This is a genomic window from Variovorax sp. GW821-FHT09B05, assembly GCF_059418265.1.
This window is the reverse complement of the sequence record NZ_JBWKPN010000026.1, coordinates 73,318-89,353: the sequence shown is the minus strand read 5'-3', so window position 1 is coordinate 89,353 and position 16,036 is coordinate 73,318. Positions and strand designations below refer to the sequence as shown.

General features: G+C 71.2%; 13 protein-coding genes. 7 read left to right on the top strand and 6 right to left on the bottom strand.

Annotated elements, in window-relative coordinates; translation table 11 throughout:
* Positions 1 to 74: 74 nt before the first annotated feature.
* On the bottom strand, positions 75 to 992 hold the full coding sequence (locus AC07RM_RS39040; RefSeq protein WP_093353850.1) for a LysR family transcriptional regulator: 918 nt from the start codon (positions 990 to 992) through the stop codon (positions 75 to 77).
* 91 nt (positions 993 to 1,083) lie between these two features.
* On the opposite strand from AC07RM_RS39040, the gene AC07RM_RS39035 reads away from it, so the two are divergent.
* The gene (locus AC07RM_RS39035; protein ID WP_495337903.1) at positions 1,084 to 2,094 is read left to right on the top strand and encodes a zinc-binding alcohol dehydrogenase family protein; all 1,011 of its coding nucleotides are present in this window, start codon (positions 1,084 to 1,086) and stop codon (positions 2,092 to 2,094) included.
* A 7-nt stretch (positions 2,095 to 2,101) separates the two neighbouring features.
* Here the strand turns inward: AC07RM_RS39035 and AC07RM_RS39030 are convergent, their stop codons facing one another.
* Positions 2,102 to 3,844 carry a chloride channel protein gene (locus AC07RM_RS39030; protein WP_495337902.1) on the bottom strand — a complete coding sequence of 581 codons (1,743 nt, stop codon included), beginning with the start codon at positions 3,842 to 3,844 and terminating at the stop codon, positions 2,102 to 2,104.
* Positions 3,845 to 3,944: 100 nt separating this feature from the next.
* Between AC07RM_RS39030 and AC07RM_RS39025 the strand changes: the two genes are divergently transcribed.
* The gene (locus tag AC07RM_RS39025; RefSeq protein ID WP_495337901.1) at positions 3,945 to 4,517 is read left to right on the top strand and encodes a GNAT family N-acetyltransferase; all 573 of its coding nucleotides are present in this window, start codon (positions 3,945 to 3,947) and stop codon (positions 4,515 to 4,517) included.
* Between the two features lie 2 nt (positions 4,518 to 4,519).
* Here the strand turns inward: AC07RM_RS39025 and AC07RM_RS39020 are convergent, their stop codons facing one another.
* The 3 genes from AC07RM_RS39020 to AC07RM_RS39010 are packed head-to-tail and all read right to left on the bottom strand — an operon-like array spanning position 4,520 to position 8,016.
* A complete protein-coding gene (locus tag AC07RM_RS39020; RefSeq protein WP_057599064.1) occupies positions 4,520 to 5,233 on the bottom strand; it encodes a sulfite exporter TauE/SafE family protein in 714 nt (237 codons plus the stop codon).
* Positions 5,230 to 6,630, bottom strand: coding sequence for an amidohydrolase family protein (locus AC07RM_RS39015; RefSeq protein ID WP_495337900.1), 1,401 nt, complete (start codon positions 6,628 to 6,630; stop codon positions 5,230 to 5,232). Before AC07RM_RS39015 ends, AC07RM_RS39020 begins: the two co-directional genes overlap by 4 nt.
* A gap of 33 nt (positions 6,631 to 6,663) precedes the next feature.
* Positions 6,664 to 8,016 carry a uracil-xanthine permease family protein gene (locus AC07RM_RS39010; protein ID WP_495337899.1) on the bottom strand — a complete coding sequence of 451 codons (1,353 nt, stop codon included), beginning with the start codon at positions 8,014 to 8,016 and terminating at the stop codon, positions 6,664 to 6,666.
* A 147-nt stretch (positions 8,017 to 8,163) separates the two neighbouring features.
* On the opposite strand from AC07RM_RS39010, the gene AC07RM_RS39005 reads away from it, so the two are divergent.
* On the top strand, positions 8,164 to 9,192 hold the full coding sequence (locus AC07RM_RS39005; protein ID WP_495337898.1) for a LacI family DNA-binding transcriptional regulator: 1,029 nt from the start codon (positions 8,164 to 8,166) through the stop codon (positions 9,190 to 9,192).
* A 6-nt stretch (positions 9,193 to 9,198) separates the two neighbouring features.
* Here AC07RM_RS39005 and AC07RM_RS39000 read toward each other — a convergent pair whose 3' ends face one another.
* Complete coding sequence (locus AC07RM_RS39000) at positions 9,199 to 10,569, bottom strand: PQQ-dependent sugar dehydrogenase (protein WP_495337897.1); 1,371 nt, start codon at positions 10,567 to 10,569, stop codon at positions 9,199 to 9,201.
* Between the two features lie 143 nt (positions 10,570 to 10,712).
* On the opposite strand from AC07RM_RS39000, the gene AC07RM_RS38995 reads away from it, so the two are divergent.
* The 4 genes from AC07RM_RS38995 to AC07RM_RS38980 all read left to right on the top strand — a co-directional run bounded on the left by AC07RM_RS38995 (position 10,713) and on the right by AC07RM_RS38980 (position 16,035).
* Positions 10,713 to 11,468 (top strand): alanyl-tRNA editing protein, encoded by a 756-nt coding sequence (locus AC07RM_RS38995; protein ID WP_495337896.1) that lies wholly within the window; start codon positions 10,713 to 10,715, stop codon positions 11,466 to 11,468.
* Between the two features lie 44 nt (positions 11,469 to 11,512).
* A complete protein-coding gene (locus AC07RM_RS38990) occupies positions 11,513 to 13,753 on the top strand; it encodes a protein-disulfide reductase DsbD family protein (protein ID WP_495337894.1) in 2,241 nt (746 codons plus the stop codon).
* A 95-nt stretch (positions 13,754 to 13,848) separates the two neighbouring features.
* Complete coding sequence (locus tag AC07RM_RS38985) at positions 13,849 to 14,553, top strand: redoxin domain-containing protein (RefSeq protein WP_296788854.1); 705 nt, start codon at positions 13,849 to 13,851, stop codon at positions 14,551 to 14,553.
* A 165-nt stretch (positions 14,554 to 14,718) separates the two neighbouring features.
* On the top strand, positions 14,719 to 16,035 hold the full coding sequence (locus tag AC07RM_RS38980; protein WP_093353821.1) for an MFS transporter: 1,317 nt from the start codon (positions 14,719 to 14,721) through the stop codon (positions 16,033 to 16,035).
* Position 16,036 lies beyond the last annotated feature (1 nt).

Genomic DNA, 16,036 nt, shown 5'->3' with positions numbered 1-16,036 from the left:
TTTTCTTTGGTTACTTTCTTTTGGCGAAGCAAAAGAAAGTGACTCGCCCGCCGGGGCGAGACCCGGCCAACAGCCTACCCAGAGTAAACACCCCGCCCCAACACATCAAACTTCAAAGCCAGGAAATCAACCAAGGCCCGAACCCGAGCCGCAACAAACCGCCCACTAGGCAACAAAGCATGCAACGGATAAGGCTCCGTCTCCCAATCCGTCATCAGATGCACCAGCCGCCCGGCTTCGATATCCCCGCGCACATCGAGCGCCGACTTCAAGGTCACTCCATACCCCGCCACCGCCCATTCGCGCGCCAGCGAAGCATCGTCCACGCTGCGATTCCCATCGACCCGCACCTCCGTCCACTGCCCATTCTGCGCAAATCGCCAGACCCGATGCAGCCGCCCCCCGCGGTTGAAGATCAGGCAGTTGTGATGCACCAGGTCCTGCGGCACCTTCGGCGCCGGATGCCGCCGCAGGTAGTCCGGCGAGGCGGTCAACAAGGGATTGGTCATCGCGAACGGCCGCGCCACCAGCCGCGAATCGGCCAGCGCGCCGTAGCGCAGCGCCACGTCGACCTCGTCGCGCATCACGTCCAGCGGCCGGTCGCCGACCGACAGCGACAGCTGCACGCCCGTGTGCAGCGCGAGGAACTCGTCGAACCAGGGCAGCAGGGTGCTGCGCGTGAGGTCCGAGGGCGCGGCCACGCGCAGCGTGCCGACCAGCTCGCCGCGGTCGGCCGTGACCAGCGATTCGCCCTCGGCCAGCAGCTCGAAGGCGCGCACCGCGTAGTCGAGCAGGGTCTGGCCCTGCGGCGTGAGGCGCATGGCGCGCGTGGAGCGCTCGAACAAGCGCGCGCCGAGCTGCGTCTCGAGCCGCTTGAGCGTGGCGCTTGCGGCCGCCGGCGTGATGCCCAGCGCATGGGCCGCGGCTGTCAGCGTACCGGCGCGCGCGGTCTGCACCAGCACCCGCAGGTCCGATGTATTTTCAATCTTCATTTGAAAGTGTTGCTCACCTAGCCAGTCTTATCAAATCGGGATTGTCGCCCTACATTCGATCCATCTCCAGATCCGCCACAAAGGAACCGCCATGAAAGCCGTCGGCTACTACCAGCCCCTCCCCATCGACCACCCCGAAGCGCTGCAGGACATCGAGCTGCCCGCGCCCCAGCCCGGCGCGCGCGACCTGCTGGTGCGCGTGAAGGCGGTGTCGGTCAACCCGGTCGACACCAAGGTGCGCAGGAACGCCGCGCCCGAGGCCGGCCAGGCCAAGGTGCTGGGCTGGGACGCGGTCGGCACGGTCGAGGCCATCGGCGCGGGCGTGACGGGCTTCAAGGTCGGCGACCGCGTCTACTACGCGGGCTCGATCGTGCGCCCCGGCGCCAACTCGGAGCTGCACGCGGTCGACGAGCGCATCGCCGCGATCGCGCCGAGCACGCTCGACGACGCCCAGGCCGCCGCGCTGCCGCTGACCACCATCACCGCCTACGAGCTGCTGTTCGACCGCCTGCGCGTGCCCAAGGGCGGCGGCGCGGGCCAGACCCTGCTGATCACCGGCGGTGCCGGCGGCGTGGGCTCGATCCTGATCCAGCTCGCGCGCCAGCTCACGCAGCTGCGCGTGGTCGCCACCGCCTCGCGCGCCGAAACCCGCGCCTGGTGCCTGGAACTGGGCGCGCACCTCGTCATCGACCATTCGAAGCCGCTCGCGGCCGAGCTCAAGGCCGCCGGCATCGCCGAGGTCGACATGGTCGCGAGCCTCACGCAGACCGAACAGCACTACGCGCAGATCATCGAGAGCCTCAAGCCCCAGGGCCAGCTCGCGGTGATCGACGACATGAAGGTGCTCGATGCGATGCCGCTGAAGACCAAGAGCCTGTCGCTGCACTGGGAAATGATGTTCGCGCGCTCGCGCTTCGAGACGACCGACATCGCCGAGCAGGGCGCGCTGCTGGCCGAGGTGGCCGCGCTGGTCGACGCCGGCCGCGTGCGCACCACCGCGAACGCGAGCTTCGGCACCATCAACGCCGCCAACCTGCGCCGCGCCCATGCGCTGATCGAAAGCGGCAAGGCGCAGGGCAAGGTGGTGCTGGCCGGGTTCTGAACGAAGCTCAGCTTCTCCAGCGCAGGCTGCGCACCCGCTCGCGCTGCTCTTCCTCGTGGAAGTGCGCGAGCGAGGGCTTGATGAGGTCGCTGCGCGCCACGATGCCGACCAGCAGGCGCGAATCGGCATCGCGCACCACCGGCAGCCGCTCGAGCCCGTGGCGCGCGAGCCGCGTGGCGACCGCGCGGCAGTTCTCGCCGGGCAGCGCGACCACCGGCGGCATGCCGGCCACGGCATCGCCGACGGTGCCGTTGCTCCAGGCGGCGAGCACGGCGCGGTCGGCCACGCCGATCACCTCGCGCCCGCGCAGCACCGGGAACGCGCGGTGCGCCTGCCCCTCGCCGAAGTACATGGCCAGCGCCTCGGCCACCGGCAGGGCGGCGTCGATGGTGCGCACCTCGCGCGTCATCACCTCTTCCACGAACTGGCGCTCGAGCGGATCGATGCCGTACTCGCGGTAGATGTGATGGCCGCGGCGCGCGATCTTCTCGGTGAGGATCGAACGCCGCATGGTGAGCACGGTGAAGCCGTAGGCGGTGGCCGAGGTGGCGAGCAGCGGCAGCAGCGCATTGCTGTCGTGCGTGAGACCGAAGGCGAACACGGTGGCCATCAGCGGCGCGCGCATGGTGCCGCCGAGCGTGGCGGCCATGCAGACCAGCGGCCACAGCATCGGGTCGCCGCCCGGCAGCAGGTGCGAGAGCACCGCGCCGAGCGCCGCGCCCATCATCAGGAGCGGCGCCAGCACGCCACCCGAGGTGCCGGAGCCGAGCGCGATCACCCAGATGATCGCCTTGACCGCGATCAGCGCCAGCACCGCCTGCCAGGCCAGCTGGTTGTGCAGCAGGTCGCCGATCACGTCGTAGCCCACGCCGAGCGCGCGCGGCTCGAACCAGCCGCCGATGCCCACCGCGAGGCCACCGAGCGCCGGCCACCACATCCAGTGCAGCGGCAGCTTGCCGAACAGGTCCTCGACCTTGTAGAGCGACAGCGAGAGGCTGGCCGAGAGCGCGCCGCACAGCAGTCCGGCCACCACGCACGACAGCAGCGCGAGCGGGCCCGGCGCCGCGGTCTGCAGCGGGAACAGCGGCCCGGCCTCCATCAGCAGCGGCCGCGTGAAGCCCGCGACCGCGCAGGCGATCGCCACCGGCAGCAGGCTGCGCGGGCGCAGCTCGAACAGCAGCAGCTCGACCGCCAGCAGCACCGCGGCCACCGGCGTGCCGAATACCGCCGTCATGCCCGCGGTGGCGCCGGCCACCAGCAGGGCCTTGCGCTCGGCCGCCGACAGGTGGAAGTGCTGAGCGATCAGCGAGCCGATGGCGCCGCCGGTCATGATGATCGGCCCCTCGGCGCCGAAGGGCCCGCCGCTGCCGATCGCGATGCCCGAGGACAGCGGCTTGAGCACCGCCACCTTCGGCGACATCTTGCTGCGGCCGAACAGGATCGCCTCGATGGCCTCGGGAATGCCATGGCCGCGGATCTTCTCGGAGCCGTAGCGCGCGATCAGCCCGATCACCAGCCCGCCGAGCACCGGCACCGCGATTACCCACGCGCCCATCGTGTGGCCCGCCGGCGGGCGGTCGGCCAGCGAGAAGCTCTGGAAGAAGAACAGGTTGGTGAAGAAGCGGATCAGGTCGAGCAGCACGCGCGCGGCCACGGTGCTCGCGGCGCCGATGACGGCCGCCAGGGTGGCGATGCGCAGCAGGCGCGCATCGAGCGCGAAGTCGCCGCGGCGATGGGTGGAGGTGGACATGGAGGGACCGGAAGCCGGTGGCGCGAAAGCGCGCAAATATATCACCTCATGACATAAATGGGCGATCGGCGCCGCCTTGCGTCTGCGCCAGAATCGCCCGATGGACCGCACGCTCATCGAACCCGAAACGCCCCGTCTTCGCCTGCGCCAGTGGCGCGAGAGCGATCTCGCGCCCTTCGCCGCGCTGGTCGCCGATCCGCAGGTGATGGAGTTCTTTCCCGCCACGCTGTCGCGCGAGGAGAGCGACGCGCTGGTCGCGCGCTTCGTCGAGCGCATCGCGCAGAACGGCTGGGGCTTCTGGGCCGCCGAGCACAAGGAGTCGGGCGAGCTGATCGGCTTCACCGGCCTCAACGCGCCGGCCTATCCCCTGCCCTTCTCGCCCTGCGTGGAGATCGGCTGGCGGCTCGCGCGCAAGTGGTGGGGCCAGGGCCTCGCGAGCGAGGCGGCGCGCGCCTCATTGGCCGTGGGCTTCGAGCGGCTCGGGCTGGACGAGATCGTGTCCTTCACCGCGCTGCCCAACCGGCGCTCGAGCGCGGTGATGCGGCGCCTGGGCATGCGCGAGGATCCGGCCGGCGCGTTCGACCACCCGCTGCTGGCCGAGGGCCATCCGCTGCGCCGCCATTGCCTCTACCGGCTCGACCGCGCGACCTGGCAGGCGCAACGCGGCGCCTGAAGTCAGAAGGCCTTCACCAGCAGCACCAGCCCCGAGACGATCGCGAACACCTGCACGAAGATGCGCAGCAGCCGCCCGTTCACGCGGCGATGCACGAGGCGGCTCAGCACCGCGCCCACGACCAGCGCCGGCAGCAGCAGCGCCGCGGCCTGCAGCTGCGGCAGGCCGACGCGGCCGGTGGCCAGCAGCACGGCCAGCGAGACCAGTTCGCCGAGCAGGAAGCACAGCGCGATGGTCGAGCGCATGGTGGGCGCCGGCTGGTGCTGGTAGACCAGCGCCAGCGGCGGGCCGCCGATGCCGGTGGCGGTCTCGGTGATGCCCGTGACCAGCCCGGCGCCGACGAAGGCGCCGCGCCCCGGCGAGAAGGCCGGCATCAGCAGGGTGACCAGCGCGGCCGCGACGGTCGAGGCACCGACGAACAGCGAGAGCTGGCCCGCGCTGAGCGCCGCCAGCACCCACAGGCCGCCCGCGGTACCCGCGACGCGCCCGCCGGTGATCCAGCGCGCGCCGGTGCCGTCGATGGCGCCGCGCTCGCGCCAGGCCACGTAGAGGTTCAGCGGCAGCATCAGCACCAGCACGCACACCGGCAGCAGCTCGGGGCGCACAAGGCCGATCACCGGCGCGGCGATGAGCGCGAAGCCGACGCCGGTCGCTCCCTGCACGAAGGCGGCGACCAGCACGGCCAGCGACATCAGCACGAGGTGCTGCGCGCTCATCGGGCGACCTGCCGCCGGTGCTCGGCGGCCGTGGGATGCAGCCGCACGATCGGCGCGCGCGCGATCGCGGCCTGGGCAGTGCGCGCGAGCTGCCGTTGCAGCGCGCGCGCGTCCCAGTCGGTGGGCCAGCCCTTCCACAGCCGCAGCCGGCCGGCGACGAACACCGCCTCGATCTGGTCGCGGTTGCCCAGGCGCACCAGGTCCCAGGTCAGGTCGACCGAGGTGCACATCTCGGGCGTGTCGACGTCCACGAGCAGGAAGTCGGCGGCCTTGCCCACGGCGATCTCGCCGGTGCGCGCACCCAGGCCCGCGGCGCGCGCACCTTCGTGCGTCGCATGGTCGAACCAGGTCCAGCCGCCGCCGCTGGAGGCATCGCCCACGGCCAGGCCGAAGGCGATCTTCTGCGCGGCCTCGGCCGCATCCATCAGGCGGAAGCCGTCGCTGCGCGTGGCATCGGTGCCGAGGCCGAAGCGGATGCCCAGCGCGGCCATGAGATGGGCCGGCGCCACCGCGTTGCCCTTCCACTGGCTCGCAACCGGGTTGTAGCTGACGGCGGTGTCGGTGTCGCGCAGCAGCATGAGCTCCGGCGGCGTGACGAGCGTGCCGTGCGCGATCAGCACCTGCGGGCCGAGCGCGCCCAGCTGCGCGAGCAGTTCCAGCGGGCGCCGGCCGCGCGCGACCACCGAGCGCTCGACCGAGGCCAGGTGCTCGTTGACGTGGGTCTGGAACACGGTGCCGGCCTCGGCGCACAGCGCGGAGACGGTCGTCAGCATCTCGTCGGAGGCCGCTTCGGGCACCGAGATCGCGAGCGAGGGATGCACCAGCGCATCGCCCTGCCAGCGCGCGAGGAAGCGCTCGGCCTGCGCCTTCAGCGCGCGGCGCTCGGCATCGCTGCTCTCGTTGCCGCCGTCGTTGCAGATCAGCCCGAGCACGCAGCGCAGGCCGGTCTCGTGCAGCGCGCGCGCCATGGCGCCGATGTCGCCCGGCGCGCGGGTGCCGGCGTCGCACACGGTGGTGAAGCCGCCGCGCAGCGACTCGAGCGCCGCGAGCTTGGTCGCGAGGTAGACGAACTCGTCGTCGAGGCTGGATTCGAGCGGCACCCACACGCGCCGGAAGATCTCGGACGGCTCGCCGTAGGCCAGCGACTTGCCGAAGGACTGCGTGAGATGGTGGTGCGCGTCGATCATGCCGGGCATCAGCACCCGGCCGGGCAGGCGTTGCGGCACCAGTCGAGGGTGGCGCGCGGCCAGCAGCTCGGCGGGGCCGATGTCGGCGAAGCGGCCGTCGGCAATGTGCACGGCGTGGCCGGTGGCCGGGCCGTCGCGCAGCATCAGGTGGTCGGGCACGAGCAGCAGCTCGGGGGCCGCGAAGGGCGCGGCCTCGTGATCAGGGGACATGTCTGGATCCGAAAGAAAGGAAAGAGAAGAAGCTCACTGCGGCGAGACCGGCGGCGGCACCGCCGACGGCAGGGGCGCCGCGCGTTCGGCCGGTGGCCGGTTGAACAGCAGGTTGAGCACCACCGCGGTGATCGAGCCCATCGCGAGGCCGTTGCCCAGCACCAGCTGCAGCGTGTCGGGAAAGCGGCTGTAAAGCCCCGGCACCAGGATCGGCAGCAGGCCCATGGTCAGCGCGCCCGCCAGCACGAACATGTTGCCGCGCTCGTGCAGGTCGGTACGGCGCAGCATGTCGATGCCCATGGTGCCGATGATCGCGAACACCACCATCGCGGTGCCGCCCACCACGGCGGCCGGGATCGCGCTCGCGAGCCGGCCCAGCGGCGCCGACAGCGCGATCAGCACCAGGATCGCGCCGGCCATGGCCGTCACGTAGCGCGAGCGCACGTTGGTGGCGCGCACGATGCCGATGTTCTCGCCGCTGGTGATGATCATCGAGGTGCCGAACAGGCCGCCGAGCAGCGACACCAGCGCGTCGCCGCGCACGGTGCGCGGCACCGCGTCGCGCGGGTCGATGGGCCGGCCCACCACCTCGGCCACGGCCACCGTCTGGCCGGTGGCCTCGACCATCGAGATCACGCTGAAGATCAGCAGCGGCACCGCGGCCACGAGGTCGAAATGCGGCAGGCCGAAGGGCAGCGGGGTCGGGCTGCTCCACAGCGGGCCTGCGGCCACGGGCGAGAAGTCCATCAGCCCGAAGGCGGCCGCCAAGAGCGTGCCGGCCAGCAGGCCCAGCAGCACCGCGAGCTGGCCCAGCATGCCCTTGAACAGGCGCGCGAACAGCACCGTGAAGCCGATGGTGGCGAGCGCCAGGCCGATGTTCACCGGGTCGCCGAAGGTCGGCGTGCCGGCCTTGCCGGCGATGATGCCGCCGTAGACCTTCACCAGGTTGATCGACACCAGCAGCAGCAGCGTGCCGATGACGATCTTCGGGAAGAAGCGCAGGCAACGCGCGAACACCGGCAGGATCAGGAAATAGAACAGCGCCGTGAGGATCACCGCGCCCGAGGCGGTCTGCAGGTCGCGCTGCTGGGCGATGGTCACGAACATCACGATCGGCGCGCCGCCCGGCACCATCACGAAGGGCAGCCGCGCGCCGAACTTCCACGGCCCGAAGGACTGCAGCAAGGTGCCGAGCCCGCACAGCAGGAAGGTGGCGCTGATCAGGTTGACCGTGAGCGCGGCCGACAGGCCCAGCGCCTTGGCCACCAGGAACACCGAGGTGATCGGCACCGCGGCCATCACCAGCACGTGCTGCAGGCCGAACAACAGCAATTGGGAAAAGGGCAGCACGGCATCGACGGGCGCAACCTCGTTCGCACGGGACATGATCGTTTTTCCTTGGATCGGTCCGCACCCAAATCGATTTGGGCGCACTGGCAAAAAAATCCGCCGCAGCGGGTGAAGTACATTCCGGGCAAGCGCCCAAAACGATTTGGGCATTGAAGCACCGCTTTCGTGGAAGGTCAATACGGGATGAACACCGAGCGAACGCCACGGGCGAACATCAAGGACGTGGCACGCGAGGCCGGCGTGTCGCCGACCACCGTGTCGCACGCCCTCAACGCGCGCGGGCAGGTCGATGCCGAGACCCGCGCGCGCGTCGAGCGCGCGGCCGCCAAGCTCGGCTACCGGCCGAACCGCAATGCGCAGCGGCTGCGCACCGGGCAGGCGCACATGATCGCCCTGCTGTCCTCGATGCCGCTCGCGGTGGCGGGCGGGCCCTCGCGGCTGGGCTTCCTGATGGAGGTGGCGGCGGTGGCCGCGGCGGCGGCGCTCGACCGCGGCCTCGCGCTGGTGCTGGCGCCCGCGATGGAGAACGGCCTGGTGCCGATGGAGCTGCTCGACGTCGACGGCGCGCTGGTCATCGAGCCCTCGGCCGGCGACCCCAACCTCTCGAACCTGCTGCGCCGCGGCCTGCCGGTGGTGGCCATCGGCAAGCCGGCCGAGGGGCCGGTGATGCCGCCCTATGTCGACATCCATTCGGGCCGCACCACGCGGCTGCTGCTCGAGCACTTGCACGGCCAGGGCGCGCGCCAGGTCGCGATGATCCTGGGCGCGGCGCAGCGCAACTCGTATCTCGAGGCGCGCACGGCCTATGAAGAAGCGATGGCCGCGCGCGGCCAGCCGCCGTTGCTGTCGCTGGTCGAGGAGGTGCGCGGCGAGGCCGGCGGCCACGAGGCGGCGCAGGCGCTGCTCGCGGCCCATCCCGGCATCGACGCCTTCTGCGTGCCGGTCGACGCCTTCGCCACCGGCGCGCTGGCCGCGATCGTCCAGAGCGGGCGCCGCGTGCCCGACGACGTGATGGTCGCGACCCGCTACGACGGCCTGCGCGCGCGCACCAGCGTGCCGCCGCTCACCGCGGTCGACCTGCACCTGGAGGAGGTGGCGCAGCAGGCGATCGCGCTGCTGTTCGACCACCTGCGCGGCGACGTCTCGCGCCACCGGGTCGAGGGCCCGGCCGCGCAGCTGGTGGCGCGGCCCTCGTCGGTGCGCGGCGGCTGAGCGTCCTTAGTTCTGCTTCGCGCGCGACACCCGCCACACGACGTTGCCCACGTCGTCGGCCACCAGCAGCGCGCCGCTCTTGTCGAGCGCCACGCCCACCGGCCGGCCCTGGGCCTTCTCCTGGGCATCGAGGAAGCCCGTGAGCACGTCGACCGGCGGGCCGCTGGGCTTGCCGCCGATGAAGGGCACGAACACCACCTTGTAGCCCGACTTGGGCTTGCGGTTCCACGAGCCGTGCTCGCCGATGAAGACGCCGCTGGCGAACTGCTCGGGCATGCCGCCCGGGCGCGAGAACGCCAGGCCCAGCGGCGCGACGTGCGAACCCAGCGCGTAGTCGGGCGCGATCGACTTGGCCACCATCTCGGGGTTCTGCGGCTGCACGCGCACGTCGACCACGCCGCCGTAGTAGCTCCAGGGCCAGCCGTAGAAGGCGCCGTCCTTCACCGAGGTCAGGTAGTCGGGCACGAGGTCGCTGCCGATCTCGTCGCGCTCGTTGACCACGGTCCACAGCGCCTGGGTGTCGGGGTCCCAGCCCAGGCCGTTGGGGTTGCGCAGGCCGCTCGCGAACAGGCGCTTCTCGCCGCTCTTGGTGTCGACCTCCCAGATGGCGGCGCGGCCCTCCTCGGCGGCCAGCCCGTTCTCGCCGATGTTGCTGTTCGAGCCCACGGTCACGTAGAGCTTGCTGCCATCGGCGTTGGCGATCACGTTCTTGGTCCAGTGGTGGTTGATGCCCGCGGGCAGCGGCGTCACCACGGTGGGCTTGGTATCGATCGAAGTCTGGCCCTCGGTGTAGGGCACCTTCACGAGCGCATCGGCGTTGGCGATGAAGAGCTCGTTGCCCACCAAGGCCATGCCGTAGGGCGAGGTGAGGTTGGAGAGGAACACCTGCTTGACCTCGGCCGCGCCGTCGCCGTCGGCATCGCGCAGCAGGGTGATGCGGTTGGCGCTGGGCACGCCGGCGCCGGCGCGCGCCATCAGCTTGTTCATCACGAAGTTGCGCGCCTTGGCCATCAGGCCGCTGCCGCCGTCGGTCGTGCCCTCGGGCTTGGGCGGCTTGTTGCTCTCAGCCACCAGCACGTCGCCGTTGGGCAGGGTGTAGACCCAGCGCGGATGGTCGAGCCCGCGCGCCAGTGCCGCCACCTTGAGGCCGTCGGCCGGCGTGGGCGCGGCGGTGTCGTTCCAGCCGACCACGGGCGCGACGTTGACCGTGGGGATCAGGGTCTTGTTGGGCTCGACCAGTTGCGGCCGCGGGCCGGTGGTCAGTTCGGGCGTGAGCTTGGCCGCCTCGCCGCAGCCCGCCAGCACCAGCGGGACCAGGACCGCCGCCACCAGGGCCGCGGCCGTCTTGGGGGTGGGTGCTTGCTGCCGTGTCTTCATGCGCCGTCCTTCGTGCGTTGCGGCGCGGCCCGGTGCCGCGCATCGGGCGATCTTCGGGCTGGCGGCGCCCCGGGGGCTGTCGGTCGTGGGCGCTTTCCGGCGTGGGCGCACCCCGTTCGCGCATCGCCGCTACCATCGCCGGGATGACCCACGACCTGTTCCGTGCCGACGCCTATCTGCGCTCCTGCGAAGCGCGCGTCGAGCGCATCGACGAGACCGGCATCGTGCTGGACCGCACCGTGTTCTACCCGCTGGGCGGCGGACAGGCCGGAGACAGCGGCATGCTGGCGCTGGCCGCCGGCGCCGGGATCGCGATCGCCGACACGCGCAAGGGCAAGGACGCCGAGGGCCGCGCCACCGACGAGATCGTGCACGTGCCCGCGCCGGGCCAGGAGACCCTGCTGGCCGCGCTGAAGCCCGGCGACACCGTCACCGCGACCATCGACTGGGAGCGCCGCCACCGGCTGATGCGCTTCCACACCGCCACCCACCTGCTCTGCTACCTCGTGCCGCAGCCGGTCAACGGCTGCTCGATCACGCCCGACTATGCGCGGCTCGACTTCCACATGACCGACCCGCTCGACAAGGAAGCGCTGACCCACGGCCTCGCGGCGCTGGTGGGCGCGGCCCATCCGCTGACCGTCGGCGCCATCACCGACGCCGAGCTCGACGCCAACCCGGCGCTGGTCAAGAGCATGAGCGTGCAGCCGCCGCGCGGCACGGGCACGGTGCGCACCATCCGCATCGGCGGCGAGGGCGAGGCCCAGATCGACTTCCAGCCCTGCGGCGGCACCCACGTGGCCAACACCGCCGAGATCGGCGCCGTGGTGGTCACCAAGATCGAGAAGAAGAGCGCCAACAGCCGGCGCGTGGTGCTGGGCTGGGCGGCCGCCGCCTGATCCCGCCCGGAACTTCGCTCCCCCTGAATGCTCCGACTGTCGGCATGACCTTCACGCGCCTCCGATTCGCTACGCTTCTCATAGCAGCATCCACAGCCTGGATGCCGGCTCTGGCCCAATTGACTCCAGCCAAGACGGGCGCGGTCGTGACCACCCCGCATGTGCGCGCCGAACTGGTGGCGCACGCGCCCGACGGCGTGGTGCCCGGCGCGCCGGTCTGGGTCGGCCTGCAGATCGCGCACCAGCCCGAGTGGCACACCTACTGGAAGAACGCCGGCGACTCCGGCCTGCCCACCGAGCTCAGCTGGACCCTGCCGCCGGGCGTGGCGGCCGGCGACATCGCCTGGCCGGTGCCGAAGAAGATCCCGGTCGGCAACCTCGCCAACTACGGCTACGAGAACACGGTGCTGCTGCCGGTGCCGCTCGAGGTGGCGAGCACCTTCAAGCCGCCGCTGGCCCTCACGGGCGCGGGCGGGCCGGCCGAACTCCAGGTGCGGCTCAAGGCCTCGTGGCTGGTCTGCCGCAAGGAATGCATCCCCGAGGAAGGCGAGTTCTCGCTGGCGCTGCCGGTGCAGGGCTCGACCGCGCTGCACAAGGCCGAGTTCGACGCCGCCCAGGCCGCGCAGCCGGCACAGCTCGCGACGCCGGGCGCGATCGAGGTGCAGGGCAACAACCTGCAGGTGCGCCTCGAGGGCCTGCCGGCCGCCGCCCAGGGCAAGACGCTGGCCTTCTTCCCCGAGACCCCCGAGGTGATCCGCACCGCGGCCGTCTCCGGCAAGGACTGGACCCAATCCTGGCAGGGCGGCACCTGGACCGCCACGCTGCCGCTGGCCGACCAGCGCAGCGCGAGCCCCACCGCGATGCCGGTGGTGGTGGCGCTGGCCGAGGCCGACCGCCAGCCCGGCCAGCCGATCGCCTGGCGCGCCGAGCCGCCCGTGAGCGGCAGCTGGCCCGCGGCCGCCGCCGCGCCCGCCGCCCAGGTCTCGCCCGCGCTGCAGGCGGCGCTGGCCGCCAACGCGGCCGATGCCGTGAAGACCGCCGCCGCCTCGAACGAGATCGCGCCCCAGCCCATGGGCACGCTGCTGGCCGCGCTGCTCGGCGCCTTCCTCGGCGGCCTGCTGCTCAACCTCATGCCCTGCGTGTTCCCGATCCTCGCGATCAAGGTGCTGGGCTTCGCGCGCCAGGCCGGCAACCGCAGCGCGCACCGGCAGGCCGGGCTGGCCTACACGGCCGGCGTGATGCTGTCCTTCCTCGCGCTCGGCGGCGCCATGCTCGCGCTGCGCGCGGCCGGCGCCGGCCTGGGCTGGGGCTTCCAGCTCCAGTCGCCCGCGGTGGTGGCGGTGCTGGCCGCGCTGTTCACGCTGATCGGCCTGAACCTGGTGGGCGTGTTCGAGTTCATGCGCACCGTGCCCTCGTCGGTGTGCAGCGCGCAGGCCAAGCACCCGATCGCCAACGACTTCCTCTCGGGCGTGCTCGCGGTGGTCATCGCCTCGCCCTGCACCGCGCCGTTCATGGGCGCCTCGCTGGGCTTCGCGATCGGCCTGCCGGCCGGCCAGGCGCTGCTGCTGTTCGCCGCGCTGGGCTTCGGCCTCGCGCTGCCCTACCTGGTGGCGGGCTTCGTGCCGGCCATCGCCTGGCTGCTGCCCAAGCCCGGCCCGTGGATGAGCACGCTGCGCAAGCTGCTGGCCTTCCCGATGTTCGCCACCGTCGCCTGGCTGGTCTGGGTGCTGGGCCAGCAGACCGGCATCGACGGCGCCGGCACCCTGCTGGCGCTGCTGGTGTGCCTGTCGGCGATCGTCTGGGCGCTCACGCTGCGCGGCCGCTCGCGGCTGGTGATCGCCACCGTGCTGATCGGCTTCACCGTGGTGCTCACCAGCGCCATCGGCCGCAACGTGCTGACCACCGTGGAACCCGCGAAGCTCGCGAGCGCCGCGGGCTCGAAGGAAGCGCGCTGGCAGCCCTGGTCGGCCGAGCGCGTGGCCGAGCTGGCCGGCGACGGCCGCCCGGTGTTCATCGATTTCACCGCCGCCTGGTGCGTGACCTGCCAATACAACAAGAAGACCACGCTGTCCGACACCGAGCTGCTGGCCGCCTTCGACGACAAGAAGGTCGCGATGCTGCGCGCCGACTGGACCCGCCGCGACCCCGCGATCACCGCCGCGCTGACCGCGCTCGGCCGCAGCGGCGTGCCGGTCTACGTGCTGCAGGCCCCGGGCAAGCCGCCCGTGGTGCTGACCGAGATCCTGGGCAAGGACGAGGTCCGCGCGGCACTCGCCGCGCTTTGACCACGGCTGTGACATGGGTTGTCACAGGCACATGAAAAAACCGCTCTAAGCTGTCGCCGTCATTCGGAAATATCTCCATGGAGTTCGATCAGCCCATGTCCCTCCCCCCGTCTACCGAGCTGCGCCCCGACTCGCGCTCGGTGCGCGCCGCGCGCCGAGCCCGCGCCGCTCTCAGCCGTGCCTCGCGCCGCGCCGTCATGGCCGCCGCCGTCGCGCTGGGCGCCACCTTCCTCGTGAGCAACAACGCCTTCGCCGCGCCCGCCGTGGGCCAGCAGGCGCCCGACTTCGTCGCCGTCGACACCAGCGGTGCCAAGCACAAGCTGTCCGACTTCGCGGGCAAGTTCGTGGTGCTCGAATGGACCAACCCCGGCTGCCCCTTCGTGCGCAAGCACTACGGCAGCGGCAACATGCCCGCCACCCAGAAGGCCGCCACCGACAAGGGCGTGGTCTGGCTGGCCATCAACTCCACCGAGCGCGCCGCCAGCGATTACCTGAAGCCGGCCGCGCTGGCCGACTGGATGAAGTCGCAATCGGCCGCGCCCACCGCGGTGCTGATGGACGAGGACGGCATGATCGGCCAGGCCTACGGCGCGCGCACCACGCCGCACATCTTCATCATCGATCCCAAGGGCACGCTGGTGTATGCGGGCGGCATCGACTCCATCGCCTCGGCGCGCGTGGACGACATCAAGACCGCCGTCAACTACGTGAACCAGGCACTCGGCGAGGCCTTCGGCAACAAGCCGATCACGGCGGCCAGCACGCGGCCCTACGGCTGCTCGATCAAGTACAAGACCTGAGCCCGTCCCCGGGCCCGTCACTCACCAGGAGGCGCCGCGGCGCCTCTTTTCTTTTGGGGCCGGCTTTGACAGGTACCTGACCACGCGCGTCAGCTTGCCGTCGGGCAATGCTTCCTACCCTCGGGGTGCACACATCGCGCACGCACAACCCAGGGGACTCCACACATGACCACAGCGTCCAAAGGCGCGGCCACCACCGCCTCCAGTTCCAAGTTCGCCACCGTCCTGCGCGTGACCGGCGGCAACTTCATGGAGATGTTCGACTTCTTCCTGTTCGGCTTCTACGCCACGCAGATCTCGAAGGCCTTCTTCCCGGCCGGCGACGAGTTCGCCTCGCTGATGCTGACCTTCATGACCTTCGGCGCCGGCTTCCTGATGCGGCCGCTGGGCGCGATCTTCCTCGGCGCCTACGTCGACCGCGTGGGCCGCCGCAAGGGACTGATCGTCACGCTCGCGCTGATGGCGCTGGGCACGCTGCTGATCGCCTGCGTGCCGTCCTACGCCACCATCGGCTTCGCGGCGCCGCTCCTGGTGCTGATCGGGCGGCTGCTGCAGGGCTTCTCGGCCGGCGTGGAGCTCGGCGGCGTGTCGGTCTACCTGTCGGAGATGGCCACGCCGGGCCGCAAGGGCTTCTACGTGAGCTGGCAATCGGCCAGCCAGCAGGTCGCCATCGTGGTGGCGGCCGCGCTCGGCTACTGGCTCAACGTGACTTTCAGCGCGCAGGAGATCGGCGACTTCTACTGGCGCGTGCCCTTCTTCGTCGGCTGCCTGATCGTGCCGGTGCTGTTCGTGATCCGCCGCTCGCTGCAGGAGACCGAGGAGTTCATGGCGCGCAAGCACCGCCCCGACGCGCGCGAGATCTTCCGCTCGATGGTCGCCAACTGGGGCCTGGTCATCGCCGGGATGATGCTGGTGTCGATGACCACCGTGTCCTTCTACCTGATCACGGTCTACACGCCGACCTTCGGCAAGGCGGTGCTGCACCTGAGCACCACCGACGCGCTGGTCGTCACGCTGTGCGTGGCCATCTCCAACTTCATCTGGCTGCCGATCATGGGCGCACTGTCGGACCGCGTGGGCCGCAAGCCCCTGTTGATCGCGTTCACCGTGCTGACCATCCTCACGGCCTATCCGTCGCTCAAGTGGCTGGTCGGCGCGCCGAGCTTCGCGCGCATGCTCGAGGTCGAGCTGTGGCTCTCGTTCCTCTATGCGAGCTACAACGGCGCGATGGTGGTGGCGCTGACCGAGGTGATGCCGGTCAGCGTGCGCACGGCCGGCTTCTCGCTGGCCTACAGCCTCGCGACCGCGCTGTTCGGCGGCTTCACGCCGGCCGTGGCCACCGGCCTGATCGAGATGACCGGCGACAAGGGCGCGCCGGGCCTGTGGATGACCGCGGCCGCGGTCTGCGGGCTGGTGGCGACGCTGGTGCTCTACCGACGCAACGTGAGCCCGGCCGACGCGCGGCGCGTGCCGGCGGTCTGAC